The 16,129-nt window shown below is 70.5% G+C and carries 12 protein-coding genes; 10 read left to right on the top strand and 2 right to left on the bottom strand.

Translation table 11 applies throughout. The features are described 5' to 3' along the window. Nucleotides 1–46 precede the first annotated feature (46 nt). The 9 genes from ACWEJ6_RS40140 to ACWEJ6_RS40100 all read left to right on the top strand — a co-directional run bounded on the left by ACWEJ6_RS40140 (nt 47) and on the right by ACWEJ6_RS40100 (nt 10,631). Nucleotides 47–715 carry an amino acid ABC transporter permease gene (locus ACWEJ6_RS40140; protein ID WP_387672324.1) on the top strand — a complete coding sequence of 223 codons (669 nt, stop codon included), beginning with the start codon at nt 47–49 and terminating at the stop codon, nt 713–715. Next, the gene (locus ACWEJ6_RS40135) at nt 712–1,629 is read left to right on the top strand and encodes an amino acid ABC transporter permease (RefSeq protein WP_387672321.1); all 918 of its coding nucleotides are present in this window, start codon (nt 712–714) and stop codon (nt 1,627–1,629) included. Before ACWEJ6_RS40140 ends, ACWEJ6_RS40135 begins: the two co-directional genes overlap by 4 nt. Before the next feature lie 126 nt (nt 1,630–1,755). Then, on the top strand, nt 1,756–2,613 hold the full coding sequence (locus ACWEJ6_RS40130) for a glutamate ABC transporter substrate-binding protein (RefSeq protein WP_387672318.1): 858 nt from the start codon (nt 1,756–1,758) through the stop codon (nt 2,611–2,613). Between the two features lie 40 nt (nt 2,614–2,653). Further along, nucleotides 2,654–4,459: a S9 family peptidase gene (locus tag ACWEJ6_RS40125; RefSeq protein ID WP_452430733.1), complete on the top strand. Its 1,806-nt coding sequence runs from the start codon at nt 2,654–2,656 to the stop codon at nt 4,457–4,459. 203 nt (nt 4,460–4,662) lie between these two features. Beyond that, on the top strand, nt 4,663–6,489 hold the full coding sequence (locus ACWEJ6_RS40120) for an ABC transporter substrate-binding protein (RefSeq protein ID WP_452430731.1): 1,827 nt from the start codon (nt 4,663–4,665) through the stop codon (nt 6,487–6,489). A gap of 61 nt (nt 6,490–6,550) precedes the next feature. Further along, complete coding sequence (locus tag ACWEJ6_RS40115) at nt 6,551–7,588, top strand: ABC transporter ATP-binding protein (protein ID WP_352352400.1); 1,038 nt, start codon at nt 6,551–6,553, stop codon at nt 7,586–7,588. Then, nucleotides 7,588–8,586: an ABC transporter ATP-binding protein gene (locus ACWEJ6_RS40110; RefSeq protein ID WP_387672309.1), complete on the top strand. Its 999-nt coding sequence runs from the start codon at nt 7,588–7,590 to the stop codon at nt 8,584–8,586. Before ACWEJ6_RS40115 ends, ACWEJ6_RS40110 begins: the two co-directional genes overlap by 1 nt. Then, on the top strand, nt 8,583–9,626 hold the full coding sequence (locus ACWEJ6_RS40105) for an ABC transporter permease (RefSeq protein ID WP_387672306.1): 1,044 nt from the start codon (nt 8,583–8,585) through the stop codon (nt 9,624–9,626). The genes ACWEJ6_RS40110 and ACWEJ6_RS40105 overlap by 4 nt, the downstream gene beginning before the upstream one ends. Before the next feature lie 42 nt (nt 9,627–9,668). Beyond that, on the top strand, nt 9,669–10,631 hold the full coding sequence (locus tag ACWEJ6_RS40100; RefSeq protein WP_352327360.1) for an ABC transporter permease: 963 nt from the start codon (nt 9,669–9,671) through the stop codon (nt 10,629–10,631). 241 nt (nt 10,632–10,872) lie between these two features. On the opposite strand, the gene rny is transcribed toward ACWEJ6_RS40100, so the two are convergent. Beyond that, nucleotides 10,873–12,489, bottom strand: coding sequence for a ribonuclease Y (gene rny / locus ACWEJ6_RS40095; RefSeq protein WP_358291906.1), 1,617 nt, complete (start codon nt 12,487–12,489; stop codon nt 10,873–10,875). A gap of 529 nt (nt 12,490–13,018) precedes the next feature. On the opposite strand from rny, the gene ACWEJ6_RS40090 reads away from it, so the two are divergent. Then, on the top strand, nt 13,019–13,420 hold the full coding sequence (locus ACWEJ6_RS40090; RefSeq protein WP_452430727.1) for an NUDIX hydrolase: 402 nt from the start codon (nt 13,019–13,021) through the stop codon (nt 13,418–13,420). A gap of 222 nt (nt 13,421–13,642) precedes the next feature. Here ACWEJ6_RS40090 and recX read toward each other — a convergent pair whose 3' ends face one another. Then, nucleotides 13,643–15,703 (bottom strand): recombination regulator RecX, encoded by a 2,061-nt coding sequence (recX, locus tag ACWEJ6_RS40085; RefSeq protein WP_452430725.1) that lies wholly within the window; start codon nt 15,701–15,703, stop codon nt 13,643–13,645. Nucleotides 15,704–16,129 lie beyond the last annotated feature (426 nt).

The raw sequence follows: 16,129 nt of genomic DNA, 5'->3' as shown, positions 1-16,129 counted from the left end.
CGGCGGCCGGGATCCCGGCCGCCGCCGCTCTATGCGGTGGAGCACGATGGATGAACTAATCAAGTACCTGCCCGACCTCGCGATGGGCTTCTGGGGGAACATCAGGATCGCGCTCGTGGCCGCGGTCGTCTCGCTCGTCCTCGGGACGGTCCTGGCCGGGATGCGCGTCTCCCCGACGCCCGTGCTGCGCGCGGTGGGCACGGTCTATGTGAACGTGGTGCGCAACACCCCCCTCACCCTGGTGCTGGCGTTCTCGGCGCTGGGCCTGAGCGACAAGCTCGGCCTCGTCTTCTCCGGCGAGCCGCGGACGAACTCCTTCTGGATCGTCTCGATGGGCCTGTCGATCTACACGTCGGCGTTCGTGTGCGAGGCGGTGCGCTCGGGCATCAACACGGTCCCGATGGGACAGGCGGAGGCGGCCCGCGCGATCGGGCTGAGCTTCATGCAGACGCTGCGGCTGATCATCCTGCCGCAGGCGTTCCGATCGGTCATCGCGCCGCTGGCCAGCGTGATGATCGCGATGATCAAGAACACGACGGTGGCGGTCGCCGGCGGGTACGCCGCCGACGTGGCCGCGGAGATGAAGCTCACGTTCGACACCACGGGGGCCTCGATCCCGATCTTCCTCGGGGTGGTCGTGGCCTTCATGCTCGTGACCATGCCGATCGGCTTCTTCTCCGGCTGGCTGGCCCGGCGTCTGGCGGTGGCACGATGAGCGCGTCCGTCCTGTTCGACGCCCCCGGCCCCCGGGCCCGGCTGCGCAACCACCTGCTGACGGCGATCAGTGTCCTGGCGGTCCTGGCCGTCGTGTACTTCGTCTACCGGGGCTTCGACGCCAAGGGCCAGTGGGACGGCAAGATCTGGCAGCCGTTCCTGACGGCCGAGGTGTGGCAGGAGTTCATCCTGCCGGGCCTGCTCGGCACGCTGGAGGCGGCGGCCGCCGCGGCGGTGCTCGCGCTGGTCTTCGGCGCGGTCTTCGGCCTGGCCAGGCTCTCCGACCACGCCTGGATCAGGGTGCCGGCGGCCGCGGTGGTGGAGATCTTCAGGTCCATCCCGCTGCTGCTGCTGATCTTCTTCATCTTCTACCTGGCCCCGGCCATCGCCGGTGGCGGCGACTACGCCTTCATCGCGGTGGTGCTGGGCCTGATGTTCTACAACGGCTCGGTGCTGGCGGAGATCGTGCGCGCGGGCGTGCACGCCATCCCCAAGGGGCAGGCCGAGGCCGCCTACGCGGTGGGCATGCGCAAGAACCAGGTGCTGCGCCTGGTGCTGCTGCCGCAGGCGGTCACGACGATGATGCCGGCGATCGTCAGCCAGCTCGTGGTGCTGCTGAAGGACACCGCGCTCGGCTACATCATCGCCTACGTCGACCTGCTCAACACCGGGTTCAAGATCCTGCCGGCCGCGTACTTCGGCTCGCTGATCCCGGCGGCGATCGTCATCGGCGTCATCTACGTGGCGCTCAACATGACGCTGAGCTACCTGGCCACCCTGCTGGAGCGGCGCAGCCGGCGCAGCAGGAAGACCTCGGCGCGGCCGATCGCCACCCCCGGCGCGGCCTCCGTCGGCGTCGCCACCGGCCAGGGCACCGAGGGCGGCGGCATGGCGCCCGACATCCCCGTGGAGTGACCTGCGGGCCCGGCGGCGGGCCGGGGTGCCCGTCCCGCCGCCGTCTCGTAAAGAAAGCCTCAGATCTTCGTCCACCCGGCACGCGGACCGGCCCTCCGGGGCCGCCGAGCCCACAGACTCCTGTGCGTGCGGATACGTGGAGTCGTGGTGGCGCTGGCCGGCACGGCCGCGTTCGCCGTACCGGTGGCGTGCGGCGGCGGCGGCGCCTACTCCGACGTCGTGGGCAAGATCAGGGGCACCGGCCAGGTCATCGTGGGGACCAAGTGGGACCAGCCGAGCCTGGGCCTGAAGGCCGGTCCCGGCGATCCCGTGGGCTTCGACGTGGACGTCGCCCGGTACGTCGTCGCCAAGCTGGCCCGCGGCCGTCCCGTGCGCATCACCTGGCGGGAGGCGCCGGCGGCGGGCCGCGAGGCGCTGCTCCAGAACGGCACCGTGGACATGGTGTTCGCCACCTACTCCATCACCGAGGCCCGCCGGCCCAAGGTGACCTTCGCCGGCCCGTACGTGCTCGTGCACCAGGACACGATGGTCCGGGCCGAGGACGCGTCCATCCGCGACGTGAACGACCTGCGGGGCAAGCGCGTGTGCCAGGTGCCGGGCTCCAACTCCTTCAAGCGGGTCGCCGACCCGCCTCCTGACGGCAAGCTCGACCTGCCCGTCGTGGCCGTGCCCGCGGCCAACTACTCCGACTGCGTGCGCAAGCTCAGCGACGACGAGCTGGACGCCGTCTCCACCGAGGACCTGACCCTGGCCGGCTTCGCCCAGCAGGCCCCCGGCCTGTTCCGGCTGCTGAACGACCCCTTCACCGACGAGCGGTACGCCATCGGCCTGAAGAAGGGCGACATCGTCACCTGCGAGGCCGCCGAGCAGGCCGTCGTCGAGATGTGGCGGGACGGGACGGCCACGCGCCTGCTGCGCAAGTGGTTCGGCGACACCGGGCTCAACCTGCCCACCTCGATGCCGCCGCAGGAGAGATGTTCTTGATCGCGCCCCACGGCCCGGGATCTTCCGGCAGGATGCGGGTATGCCTTTCTGGCCGTCCCCCATCTCCGCCCGCGACGTCGCCGCCGCCGGTCTGCGGCCCGGCTGGCCCGTCGCGCAGGGCGGCCGGGTGTGGTGGACCGAAGACCGTCCGGGCGAGGGCGGCCGCACCGCGATCGTCCGCCGCGAGGCCGACGGCACCTGCCATGACCTGCTGCCCGCCCCCTGGAGCGCGCGCACGAGGGTCCACGAGTACGGCGGGCGTCCCTATGCCGTGACGCCCGGCGGCGACGTGGTCTTCGCCGGCCTGGCCGACCAGCGCCTGTACCTTCTCGGGCAAAACGGCCAGCCGAAACCCCTCACCGCCGAAGGGTCGCGCTACGCCGACCTGAGCGTCCACGACGGCGAGGTCTGGGCGGTGCGCGAGCGCCACGACGAGCACGGCAAGATCGCCCGGTCCGTCGTGTCGATCCCGCTGGACGGCGGCGAGCCCCGGGAGCGGGCCTGCGGCCACGACTTCTACGCCTCCCCCGTCCCGTCCCCCGACGGCGCCCACCTGGCCTACGTCTGCTGGAACCACCCCCGCATGCCCTGGGACGGCACCGAGCTGCGCGTCGTCCGGCTGCGCGACGGGCAGGCCCGCACGGTGCTGGGCGGCGAGGCGGAGTCCGTCCTGTCGCCCGCCTGGAAGGACGACGCCACCCTCTACCTGGTCTCCGACCGCTCCGGCTGGTGGAACCTCTACGAGTGCGGCCTCGACGGCGCCGCGCCGCGGGCGTTGTGCCCGGCCGAGGAGGAGTTCACGCAGCCGCCGTGGCAGCTCGGCGGCGCGCCCTACGCCGTGCTCGGCGACGGGCGGCTCGCCGTCCTGCACGGGCGCGGCGACCTGCGGCTGGGCGTGCTCGACCCGGCCACGGGAGCGCTCCACGACCTCGACCTGCCCTACACCGGATGGCAGGCCGCGCTCGCGGCCGACGGCATGTCCGTGACGGGCGTCGGCCACGCCGCCCGGCTGCCGCGCTCGGTCGTGCGGGTCGACGTCGCCGCCGGGCGGGCCGAGCCCCTGGCGCGGGTCGGCGAGCGCCTGCCCGACCTGTCCGGGGTGCCCGATCCGCGGCCGGTGGTCGTGCCGGGCGAGCGGCCCGTCCACGCCTTCCTGCACCAGGTCGCCGAGGAGCCGACGCCGTTCGTGGTGTTCGTGCACGGCGGCCCGACCGCCCACGCCGACACGGCGCTCGACCTGGAGAAGGCGTTCCTGACCTCGCGCGGCATCGGCGTGCTCGACGTCAACTACGGCGGCTCCACCGGCTACGGCCGCGCCTACCGGGAGCGGCTGCGCGGCCAGTGGGGGCTGGTCGACGTCGCCGACACCGTCGCCGCCGCCCAGTGGCTGGCCGACTCCGGGCTGGCCGATCCGGCCCGGATCGCGGTGCGCGGCGGCAGCGCGGGCGGCTGGACCGTGATGGCCGCCTGCTGCCGTTCCGGCGTGTTCGCGGGCGGGGTGTCCTACTACGGCGTCAGCGCGCTCGCGCCGCTCGCCGCGCACACCCACGACTTCGAGTCCCGTTACGTCGAGTGGCTGGTCGGCGACGACCCGGCCGTCTACGCCTCCAGGGAGCCGCTCGGCCTGGTCGACGGGGTGTCCTGCCCGATGCTGCTGCTGCAGGGGCTCGACGACCCGGTGGTGCCGCCCGAGCAGTCGACGGCCTTCGCCGACGCATTGTCCGAGCGCGGCGTCCCGTGCACTTATCTCGCTTTCGACGGCGAATCCCATGGATTTCGCCGATTGGAGACGCGGGTCGCGGCCCTGGCCGCCGAGCTGGCTTTCTACCAGCAGCTATTCAGTTAATGTCGCGATCTCCAGACAATTCCCGTACTGAATCAGCATTACCGACCAGTCGCTAGTCGCAAACAGTTACGTAACCGACCTCGACAGTCTTCCTCCGGCATGGGTTGCTCGTCTCAGTAAACGTGGGGCGCGCGTCGCGGCCACGACGCGCGCCCCAGCTGTGCCAGCCAACAACACCCCCATCTCGGCACGAGGGAGGCCAGATGGCCAGCTTGCGCCATCTCAGCATCATCACGGTGGCGGCGGCAACTCTGCTCGCCACCTCCTGCGCGACGCAGAACGGAACCAGCAAATCCGCTCCGCCCCCCGCAGCGAGCCAGAGCTCCGGAAGCCCCGTCACGGGCGGCACGCTCAGGCTCGTGGGCTCGGGCGACGTCGACCATCTCGACCCGACCAGCATCTACTACGTCGTCACCATCGGGATCATGCGCGGCTACTCGCGCCAGCTGTACGCCCTCCAGGGCGTCGCGGCGGGAGCCGACACCACCAAGGGCTACGAGGTGCTGCCCGACATAGCGACCGAACTGCCCACCGAGGCGAACGGCGGCCTGAGCGCCGACAAGCTCACGTACACGATCAAGTTGCGCGACGGCGTGCAGTGGGACACCCAGCCGCCGCGGCCGGTGACGGCGGGCGACTTCGTCCGCGGGTTCAAGCGCATCTGCAACCCGGTGGCGGGCTCCGGCGCGCCCGGCTACTACACCAGCACGATCAAGGGCATGGCCGAGTACTGCGACGCCTACATCAAGGCGTTCGAGAAGGCCAAGCCCACCGCCAAGGCCCTGGCCGACTTCCAGAACGGCCACGACATCGCCGGCGTGCAGGCCAAGGACGACAAGACGGTCGTCTTCACCCTGACCCAGCCGGCCGGTGACTTCCTCAACATCCTGGCCCTGAACTTCGCCTCGGCGGCGCCGCAGGAGTACGACCAGTACGTCCCCGACGACGCCACCTTCCGCCAGCACGTGATCTCCAACGGACCGTACAAGATCACCTCGTACGTGGCCACCAAGTCGATCCGGCTGGAGAAGAACCCGGCCTGGAAGCAGGAGTCCGACCCGATCAGGCACCAGTACGTCAACGCCATCGACGTCAAGATGGGCGTCGGCGAGCCCGACGCGGTCCAGCAGCAGATCGAGGCCGGCAGCGCCGACCTGTCGTGGGACCTGCCGGTGCCGACCTCCCAGATCCCGCAGCTCAAGAGCAACGACCCCAACTTCACGATCTTCCCCGGCGCGGTGACGAACCCGTACGTGGTGTTCAACCTGCAGAGCAAGAACGCCGGCGGGGCGATGGGCAAGCTCAAGGTCCGCCAGGCCATCGAGTACGCGATCAACAAGACCGCCATCGCCAAGATCTACGGCGGCGCGGACGTCGCGACCGCGCTGCACACGGTCATCCCGCCCGGCAACATCGGCTACCAGGAGTACAACCCGTACCCGACGCCTGGTGACCAGGGCGACCCCGCCAAGTGCAAGCAACTGCTGAGCGAGGCCGGCTACCCCAACGGGCTGACCCTCATCGGCGCCTTCCGCAACGCGGGCAACCACCCGGCCAACTACCAGTCGTACGCGGCCGACCTGAAGAAGTGCGGCATCACCGTCAAGGGCCTGCCACTGCGCCAGGGCGACTACTACACCTACCTGCAGACGCCCTCGCACGCCAAGAACAGCGAATGGGACCTGTCGGCCCCCGGCTGGATCCCCGACTGGTACGGCAACAACGGCCGCGCGGTCATGCAGCCGCTGTTCCAGACCAACTGCAACGCCGGCACCAGCAACTACGGCTGCTACAGCAACCCCAAGGTGGACGACCTGATCAAGCGGGCGCTCGCCGAGACCGACCAGGCCAAGGCCGCGGCGCTGTGGCACGAGGCCGACCAGACGGTGCTGGGCGACGCGGTGATCGTGCCGCTGAACAACCAGAACACGCCGCTCTACAAGAACAAGCGGGTGCAGAACGCCCTGTACCTGCCGTCGTACCAGATCTACGACGTCACCAACCTCTGGCTGAACCCCAACACGCCTTGACGACCGGCGTCCCGCGGGCGCGCCGGCAGGCGGGCCCGCGGGACGGCCGCGAGGGAGACATATGAGCCTGCTTGAGGTAACCGACCTCCAGGTGTCCTTCCCCACCTCCGACGGCGTTGTCCAGGCGGTGCGGGGGCTGTCGTTCACCGTCGACCGCGGCCAGACGCTGGCGATCGTCGGCGAGTCCGGCAGCGGCAAGACCGTGAGCACCCAGGCGATACTCGGGCTGACCCCCGACGCCGACATCACGGGCACGGCCCTGTTCGAGGGGGTCGATCTGCTCGGACTCGACAACGAACAGCTTCGCCGCATCCGCGGCGCGGAGATCAGCGTGGTCTTCCAGGACCCGCTGACCAGCCTCCACCCGCTCTACAAGGTCGGCTGGCAGATCGAGGAGCTGATCCGCGTCCACAATCCCGGCACCCGCCGCGCCGAGGCCAGGAAACGGGCCGTCGAGCTGCTGGGCCTGGTGGGCATCCCCCGTCCCGACCGCAGGGTGGACGACTACCCCCACCAGTTCTCCGGCGGCATGCGGCAACGGGCGATGATCGCCATGTCGCTCGCGCTCAACCCCAAGCTCATCGTCGCCGACGAGCCCACCACCGCGCTGGACGCGACCGTCCAGGCGCAGATCCTGGAGCTGATCGGGCGGGTGCAGGCCGAGTTCGACATCGCGCTCGTCCTCATCACGCACGACCTCGGCGTCGTGGCCGGCATGGCCGACGAGGTGCTCGTCATGTACGCCGGGCTCGTCGTCGAGCGGGCCGACCGGCGCACGCTCTACTACCAACCGCACCACCCGTACACCAAGGGCCTGCTGGAGTCGATCCCGGGCAGCACCGGCGACCGCGGCGGACGGCTGCGGCCCATCCCCGGCTCGCCGCCGAGCCTGATCGCGATCCCGTCCGGGTGCGCCTTCCATCCGCGCTGCCCGTACGTGATGCCGGTCTGTCCCGCCGAACGGCCGCCGCTGGCCTCCATCACGGGCGCGCGCGGGCACGCCTCGGCGTGCTGGCTGCCGCACGAGGCGATCGGGCTCGGCGCGGAGGCCGAGGCGCTGCGCAAGCGGGCGGTGCTCGGCACGGCGGAGGAGGCCTGATGCTGCTCGAAGTCGAGAACCTGGTCAAACACTTCCCCATCACCAGCGGCATGCTGATCAAGCAGACGATCGGCCAGGTCAGAGCCGTCGACGGCGTCAGCCTGTCGCTGTCGCCCGGCGAGACGCTCGGCCTGGTCGGCGAGACCGGCTGCGGCAAGTCCACGCTCGCCCGGTGCATCGCGGGCCTGCATCCCATCACCTCCGGCAGCGTGCGCTTCGACGGCGCCGACATCACGAACCTGCCGCGGCGCCGGATGCGGCCCTACCGGCGCGACATCCAGGTGATCTTCCAGGACCCGTACGGCTCGCTGAACCCGCGCCGGCGGGTCGGCTCGATCATCGCCGACCCGCTCGTCATCCACCGGGTGCAGAGCGGCCAGGAGCTGCGGCGGACCGTCCAGGAGCTGATGGAACGGGTCGGGCTCAACCCCGAGCACTACAACCGGTTCCCCGCCGAGTTCTCCGGCGGGCAGCGGCAGCGCATCGGGGTCGCGCGGGCGCTCGCGCTGCGTCCCCGGCTGATCATCTGCGACGAGCCGGTGTCGGCGCTCGACGTGTCCATCCAGGCCCAGATCCTCAACCTGCTCAAGGACCTCCAGGACGACTTCGGGCTGACGTACCTGTTCATCGCCCACGACCTGTCGGTGGTGCGGCACGTCAGCGACCGGATAGCGGTCATGTACCTGGGCAAGGTGGCCGAACTGGCCACCGCTGAGGAGCTGCACGCGGCGCCCCGCCATCCGTACACGAACGCGCTGCTGTCGGCGACCGCCGTGGCCGACCCCGACGAGGCCGAACGGCGGCACCGCATCATCCTCACCGGCGACGTGCCCTCGCCGATCGACCCGCCCGCCGGCTGCCGGTTCCATCCGCGGTGCCCGAAGGCGCGCGAACGCTGCTCGGCCGAGGAGCCGCTGCTGGTGCCCCAGGAGCACCTGGTGGCCTGTCACTACCCCGTCGAGGCGGGCGAGGACCTGACCGCCGGGAGGACCGCATGACTCTCACGGAGATCCGTCCGGACGTCGTCACCGACCGCACGATCGCCGGACGCAGCCCCTGGCAGCTCGCCTGGGCGCGGATCAGGTCCGACCGGGTGGCCCTGATCTCGGGCATCGTCGTCGTGCTGCTGTGCCTGCTCGCCCTGGCCGCGCCGCTCATCTCGGCGTGGAACGGCCACGACCCCGACGAGCAGTTCCGCGACACCGGCATCACCGACCAGGGCCTGCCCGTCGGGCCCAACGGCGAGTTCTGGTTCGGCACCGACCGCCTCGGCCGCGACCTGTTCATCAGGGTCCTGTACGGCGCGCGCGTCTCGCTGCTCGTCGGCGTGGTCGCGACCGGCGTGGCGGCGCTGATCGGGGTCGTCATCGGGCTGCTGGCCGGGTACTACGGCGGCGTCATCGACACCATCCTGTCCCGGCTCATGGACGTGGTCCTGTCGTTCCCGTACCTGATCTTCGCGATCGCGGTGGTGTCCATCGCCGGGCCCTCGCTGACCGCGACGATCGGGGTGATCTCGTTCTACTCCTGGGCGGCGATCGCCCGCGTGGTGCGCGGCCAGACCTTGTCGCTCAAGGAACGCGAGTACGTGGAGGCGGCCCGGTCCATGGGCGCCGGCGACGCGCGGATCATGTTCGTGGACATCCTGCCGAACCTGCTGGCCCCCGTCATCGTGCTCACCACGCTGCTGGTGCCGGCCGCGATCGTGTTCGAGTCCACCTTGTCCTATCTGGGGCTCGGGATCGTTCCCCCCACCCCGTCGTGGGGGAACCTGCTGAGCGAGGCCCAAGGGTTCTACCGGGTGGCGTACTGGTATCTGGGCTTCCCTGCGGCCTCGCTGCTGATCACGACGCTGGCGTTCAACCTGGTGGGCGACGGGATCAGGGACGCCATCGATCCCCGGATGGAACGGCTGTTCAGCCGCCGGCGACGGCGGAACCGGCGCGCGGCCTCAGCTCCGGCGTCCGCTCCGGCCTCCGCGCCCGCCGTCGGCGGGTCCGATGCCGCTGCTGGGGGGTCCGATGCCGCTGCTTCGTGACCGGGGTGGGATGCCGGGATTGTTTCAGGAGGTGGAGGGCTGATGTTGCGACGGTTCCTGCTGCGGCGGACGCTGCTCGGGGTGCTGGTGTTGTGGCTGGTCTCCCTGGGCACGTTCTTCCTGTTCTTCGTCGCCCCCGGCGACCCCGCCCGTACGCTGGCCGGCCGCCAGGCCACCCCCGAGCAGGTCGACCTGATCCGGCACAACCTCGGCCTCGACCGTCCCACCATCGTCCAGTACTTCGACTACCTGGGCCGGCTCCTGCACGGCGACCTCGGCCAGTCGTACTTCTCGGGCGAATCGGTGGGCAAGCTGCTGGCCCAGGACTTCCCGCCGACGTTCTCGCTGGTGCTCGGCGGCGCCGTCCTGTGGCTCTGCGTCGGCGTCGGCGCCGGCGTGCTCAGCGCCACCCGCGTACGCTCGTTCCTCGACCGCGCCCTGACCACGCTGGCCCTGGCCGGGGTCTCGATGCCGACGTTCGTCGTCGGCCTGCTGCTGCTGTATTTCTTCTTCTTCCAGCTCACCATGGCGGGCGCCCCGATCCTGCCGCCCGACTCCTACGTGCCCTTCTCCGAGAACCCCGGCGAATGGGCCCGGCACCTGATCCTGCCGTGGATCACGTTGGCCATGGTCCAGGCGGCCTCGTACGCCCGGCTCACCCGGGGCTCCATGCTGGACGTCCTGGGCGAGGACTACATCCGTACGGCCCGCGCCAAGGGCGTGCCCGAGGGCCGCGTCATCTACCGGCACGGCCTGCGGGCCGCGCTGACCCCCGTGGTGACCCAGCTCGGCGTGGACATCGGCACGCTGATCGGCGGTCTGGTGGTGACGGAGTCGGTCTTCGGGCTCGGCGGCATCGGGCAGGCGGTGGTGCAGGCGTTCATCAGCGGGGACCTGCCGGTGATCATGGGCGTCGTCATCCTGGCCACCACCGCCGTGGTGGTGGCGAACCTGATCGTGGACATCGCCTACGGGCTCCTGGACCCCCGGATCCGTCTGGCCTGACGATGCGAGCGACGCCTCCCGGCGGGCGCACCACGCGCGCCCGCCGACGCGCCACCCTCTCGCCCGTCAGCAGGCTCCGACCCGGCCCTGATCCGCCCCCTGGACGGTCCCCCTACCCCGCGCTCCCCGGAATGAGCGCTCTGCTGAAACCAGCGGGCGCCTGGAACCAGCGAGCTCTGGAATGGGCGGGATCCTCGGAACGAGCGGGGCTGCCTGGGACCGGCGGGTGGTCTCCTCGGGGTCAGCGGGCGAACTCGGTGGCGCGGGACTCGCGCACCACCGTGATCCGGATCTGCCCCGGATACGTCAGCTCCTCCTCGACCTGCTTGGCCACGTCCCGGGCGATCACCTGCGCCTGGATGTCGTCGATCGCGTCCGGCTTGACCATGACGCGAATCTCCCGCCCGGCCTGCATGGCGAACACCTTCTCCACGCCCTCGTACGACTGCGCGATCTCCTCCAGCCGCTCCAGCCGCTTGACGTACGCCTCCAGCGACTCCCTGCGCGCCCCCGGACGGCTGCCGCTGATGGCGTCGGCCGCCTGCGTGAGCACCGCCTCGACCGTACGCACCTCGACCTCGTTGTGGTGCGCCTCGATGGCGTGCACCACGTCCTCCTGTTCGCCGTACCGGCGGGCGATCTCGGCGCCGATCAGCGCGTGACTGCCCTCGACCTCGTGCGTGAGGGCTTTGCCGATGTCGTGCAGCAGCGCGCACCGCTTCATGAGCTGCTGGTTCATCTTCAGCTCGGCCGCCATGATCCCGGCGATGTGCGCGGACTCGATGAGGTGCTTGAGCACGTTCTGACCGTAGGAGGTGCGGTATCGAAGCTGCCCGAGCAGCAGTGTCAGCTCGGGATGCATGTCCGTGATGCCCAGCTCGACCAGCGCGTCCTCGCCGGCCCGCGCGCAGAGGTCCTGGACCTCCTGGCGGCTGCGGTCGTGCGCCTCCTCGATGCGCTGCGGATGGATGCGCCCGTCCAGCACCAGCTTCTCCAGCGTGAGCCGCGCCGTCTCCCTGCGCACCGGGTCGAAACACGACAACAACACCGCCTCCGGCGTGTCGTCGATGATCAGGTTCACGCCGGTGGTCGACTCGAACGCCCGGATGTTGCGTCCCTCGCGCCCGATGATCCGGCCCTTCATCTCGTCGCCGGGCAGGTGCAGCACGCTGACGACCGACTCCGCCGTCTGCTCGGCCGCCACCCGCTGGACCGCCAGCGTCACGATCTTGGTGGCCCGCTTCTCGCCCTCCTTGCGGGCCTCGCCCTCGATCTCCCTGATGATCAGCGCCGCCTCGCGCTTGGCCTGGTTCTCGATCTCCTTGACCAGCTCGGACTTGGCCTGCTCGCCCGTCAGCCCGGCGACCCGTTCCAGGATCACCCGCCGCTCGTCCTCGACCTGGAGCAGTTCCTCGCGCCGGTCGGCCAGCTCGACCTCGGTCTCGGCCAGCTTCCTGTCCCGCTCGGACTGCCGCCTGGCCTCCTCGTCGAGCCGCTGCTCGCGCTCGGCCAGCCTGGCCTCCCTGCGTTCGAGATCGGTCCGGAGCTCCTTGAGCTCGGACTTCAGGATCCGGCTCTCCTCCTCGACCTCCCGCCGCATCTGCGCGGCGCTCTCGACGGCGCTCTCCGACCTGCGCAGGAGCTCCTCGGCGTCGCTCTCCGCCTTGGCGCGGATCTCCCTGGCCCGCTCCCGCGCCTCCTCAAGCTCCGTGTGTACGGCCTCCACCTGCTCAGGGCTCGGCTCGGACTTCCGGGGCAAACCGCTAGAGGTACGGCGTATGACGACGAGCAGCGCCACGATCATCCCGAACGCGAGCACGAGCACGGCCACCATCAGCACCACGACAAGCGGCTGCATGCGCGCCCCGCCCTCCTCGCGTCGTCAACACCTCATAACGCGGACCCAAAACGGGAGGGGTCACGTGCGCGCCGCGGAAAGCCCGGTCGGCGTCGTCTCCAGGACCGATGTCAGGCCAAGGCGGACCGGGCATCGGCCCCCATAGCCGACACCTCGCCTGCCTCGATCAACCGAGCTCGTTCGTCCGTCGTTCACCGGTATGGCAATCCGCGCTGCGCGGAGTAACTCCTCACTGCCGTCGAGGTTATGCGTCGAACAGGTCACGAGCAAGCAAACGCGTCCTCAAGCGTGTCTTACGGGCCCGCATCTCCCCAATCAACCACATAACCCACGATCACCCCCATTTGTCCCCCACTCGCACCTCTCCAACCCCCATTGCCCAGACAAAGCCCACGACCCGCACCCAGCGACCACCGGCCGTGAAACCGTAGGCCTCCGACGGGCACCCCCAGCCCTACGTCCCCCGTCGCCCGCGAGAAACTCTTCGAACGCCCGACGCCCGGCTCGCCCGCCCCAAAAGGAGCACACGGTGAACAACCTCATCGACAAGATCGCCTGGATCCACCTGGACAACAACAAGATCCTCAGCACCCGCTCACGAGGCAAGAACGCCTACTACCTCCCCGGCGGCAAACGCGAGCCCGGCGAAACCGACCTCGACACGCTGATCCGCGAGATCGACGAGGAACTCTCCATCACCATCATCCCGGCCACCGCCACCCACCTGGGCACCTTCCACGCCCAGGCACACGGCCACCCCGACGGCGTCACCGTACGGATGACCTGCTACACCGCCGAGCACCACGGAGTCCCGACAGCCGGCAACGAGATCGAAGAAATCACCTGGCTCACCTACGCCGACCGCAACCGCGTATCCCCGGTCGACCAACTCATCTTCGACCACCTCCACCAAGCCAACCAACTCGCCTAGCCCACCCGGGTCTCCTCAAGCTCTGAACTCGGTGGCAGACCGACGGCCCCCTTCGGCTTCCCTGAAGTCCGAACCGGCGACAGACCTCCAGGCCGTCTCCCAAGCCCCGAGCGGGAGCGGGGTCCAGCCCCGGAGGCAGACCCCCAGCCCCCTCATCTCTCTGAGCCCTGAGCGTGACAGCCTTTGGACCTGGTGGCGGGGCAGGTGGAGGACCCTGGTGGATCAGGAGAAGTCGTCCTCCAGGTCGATGCCCTCCTGTTCGAGAGCCTCCCGGATCACCCGGTACGCCAGCCCCGACGAGTACCCCTTGCGGGCGAGCATGCCGGCCAGACGCCGCGTACGGGTCTGCGAGTCGAGAGATCGGGTGGAGGCGAGCTTACGGTCCACCAGCCGGCGGGCCGTCTCGGCCTCCTGGTCGGAGTCCAGGCGCTCCACGGCTTCCTTCACGGTCTCGGTGTCCACACCCCGATGGCGCAACTCGGCCGCGAGCGCACGCTTGGCGAGGCCCCGACCGTGGTGCCGGGAATCGACCCATGCCTCCGCGAACGCCTCGTCATTGATCAGCCCGAGCTCGACAAACCGATCAAGCACCTTTCCGGCAGCCTCATCCGGTACGTCCCGCTTACGAAGGGCCTCGGCGAGCTGCGCCCGCGTCTTGGGAGCCATGGTGAGCAGCCGAAGACAGATCGCCCGCGCAACGGACTCCGGGTCCGCCGCGGGCGCCGCCGCAGCGGAACTGCCGACGTCCGGCCCATCAGGCAACGGCCCGCCATGCGATGACCCGCCATGCGATGACCCGTCGTGCAGCGGCCCATCGCGCATTGGCCCGTCAGACGGCGACCCGTCGGACGGCGGGCCGCCACGGCCGGTCGCGCCTCTCCCGAAGCGTCCGCTCCCCCTGCCGCTCCCTCGTCCAGCGCCCCGGCCGCCTGTCCGGCGCCCCTTGCCTGAACGCTTCTTCCCACCCGCGTCCTGCTCATCGCCAAACCAGCTGCTTCCGGCCAGCACCTCAGAATGCCACTCATCGGCGCCGCGCTTCACCTCGGAGGAAGCCTCGCCCTCCGGGCTTCCGCCAACGCCGCCGGGCTCGTACGGATCTTCCCGTTCCCGCAGGCGCTCCTCAGTGACACTGTCGTCATCCTGACCACTCAGCCCAGCCGTCCGCGCCCCGGAGCTTTCCTCACTCTCCTGATCTCCGTGCCCGCTCGCACGCCGCGGAGCAACGCCGGCAGCATCCTCGCCATCATGGCCACTCGGCTCATCCGAAGGGCTTCCAGAGAAAACCTCGCCGTCCTGAGCCCGCCGCCTGCTCGTACGCCGCCCAGCATCCCCGGCAACGCCTTCGCCGTCATGATCGCCCAGCTCGTCCGGGGAGCTTCCGGCGAATCCCTCGTCGATCTGGGCCTTCTTCTTACGCCTTTCGGAACTGCCCTTACGGGCCGGTTCGGTGCGGCCGTCTTCGGCAAGCAAGTCCGGGACACCGCTGTGGTCGGCAGGAGTCTTACGCTCGCCCGGCCAGACGAAGATCGGCGCGTCGGCGCCCTCGTCCGAGCGCCCTCGGGATCCCCGTCCCCGGGCCCGGCCGCCGGTCCGGCCACTGCCTCGCCCACCAGCTCGGCCGCGATCAGACGGGCTGCCGTCGGGGGCGGCTTCGTCGTCCTGGGCGCTGGGGGCGGCCGAGTGGAGCCGGCCGGGAGAGGGCCGGTCAGCCGGCTCTCCATGCTCAGCGCCCGGCCACGTCATGAACACCTCACTACGCGGCCTGAACCCGAAACCCGCTTCACCGCTCAGCGCAACATCGGCCTCACCGCCCGGCGCGACGCCAGCCCCTTCGCCCAGCCCAACATCGGCGTCGCCTTCCGGCACAACGCCCGCCCTTCTGCGCGGCCCAACGTCAGCCTCATCGCTCGGGACGACGGGCGCCCCTTCGCTGAGCCCGACCGCAGCCTTATTGCTCAGGCTCCCGTCGGCTTCGCGAGTCGAGTCCGTATCTCCCTCGTCGGCCTGGGAGCGGGGGTCGCCCGGCCAGTGGAAGGTCGGCGCGGTCATCTCCCGGCCGGGGCCCCACGCCGGGGGCACGACAACGGCCTGCCCGCCCGCACCCCAGCCTGACACGCCCTCGTCGTCCACCTGCGCAGAGACGACCACGTCGTCCACGTCCGCAGAGATGACCACGTCGTCCACGTCCGCAGAGACGATCACGTCGTCCGTATCGTCGCGAACCACCACGTCGTCCGCTTCATGGTGAACGACCGCAGCGTCCGCCTGGTCGTGGACGGCCATGCCCTCCATGCCGGCGGCCCCGGCGGGATCGGCGGCGTCGGCCAGCCCGTCGTGGGGAGCCGGGTCATCTGCCCTGGTGTGGGTGGTCGGCGAGTGGTCGTCGTCGGGGGTGGTCGGCTCGGAGGCGGCGGCTCGGAGGCGGGCGCGTTGTTCGTGCCATTCGTCTACCGACGGCCAGCCGTCCGCGGCCGACCGGGCCAGGTCGGCGCCACGTGAGCCCCTGCCCGAGGCCGGACGGCCGGTAGCCCGCCGGGTCACCGGCTCGGGGGTGACGGCCCCGGACACCGACTCGGCCGGGGTGGCCCAGGTCGGCGGCTCGGGGGTGGTGGACGTGGACGTCGGGTCGGAGGGGGTGGCCCGGGAGCCGCGGGGTCCGCGCTTTCTGCGCTCCCCCGAGGCGGGGAGGTCGGGCCATGCGCCCCAGTC

The sequence above is a fragment of the Nonomuraea sp. NPDC004702 genome (genome assembly GCF_053601695.1).
The sequence above is the reverse complement of the archived record's forward strand: the minus strand, read 5'-3'. Positions and strand labels throughout refer to the sequence as shown.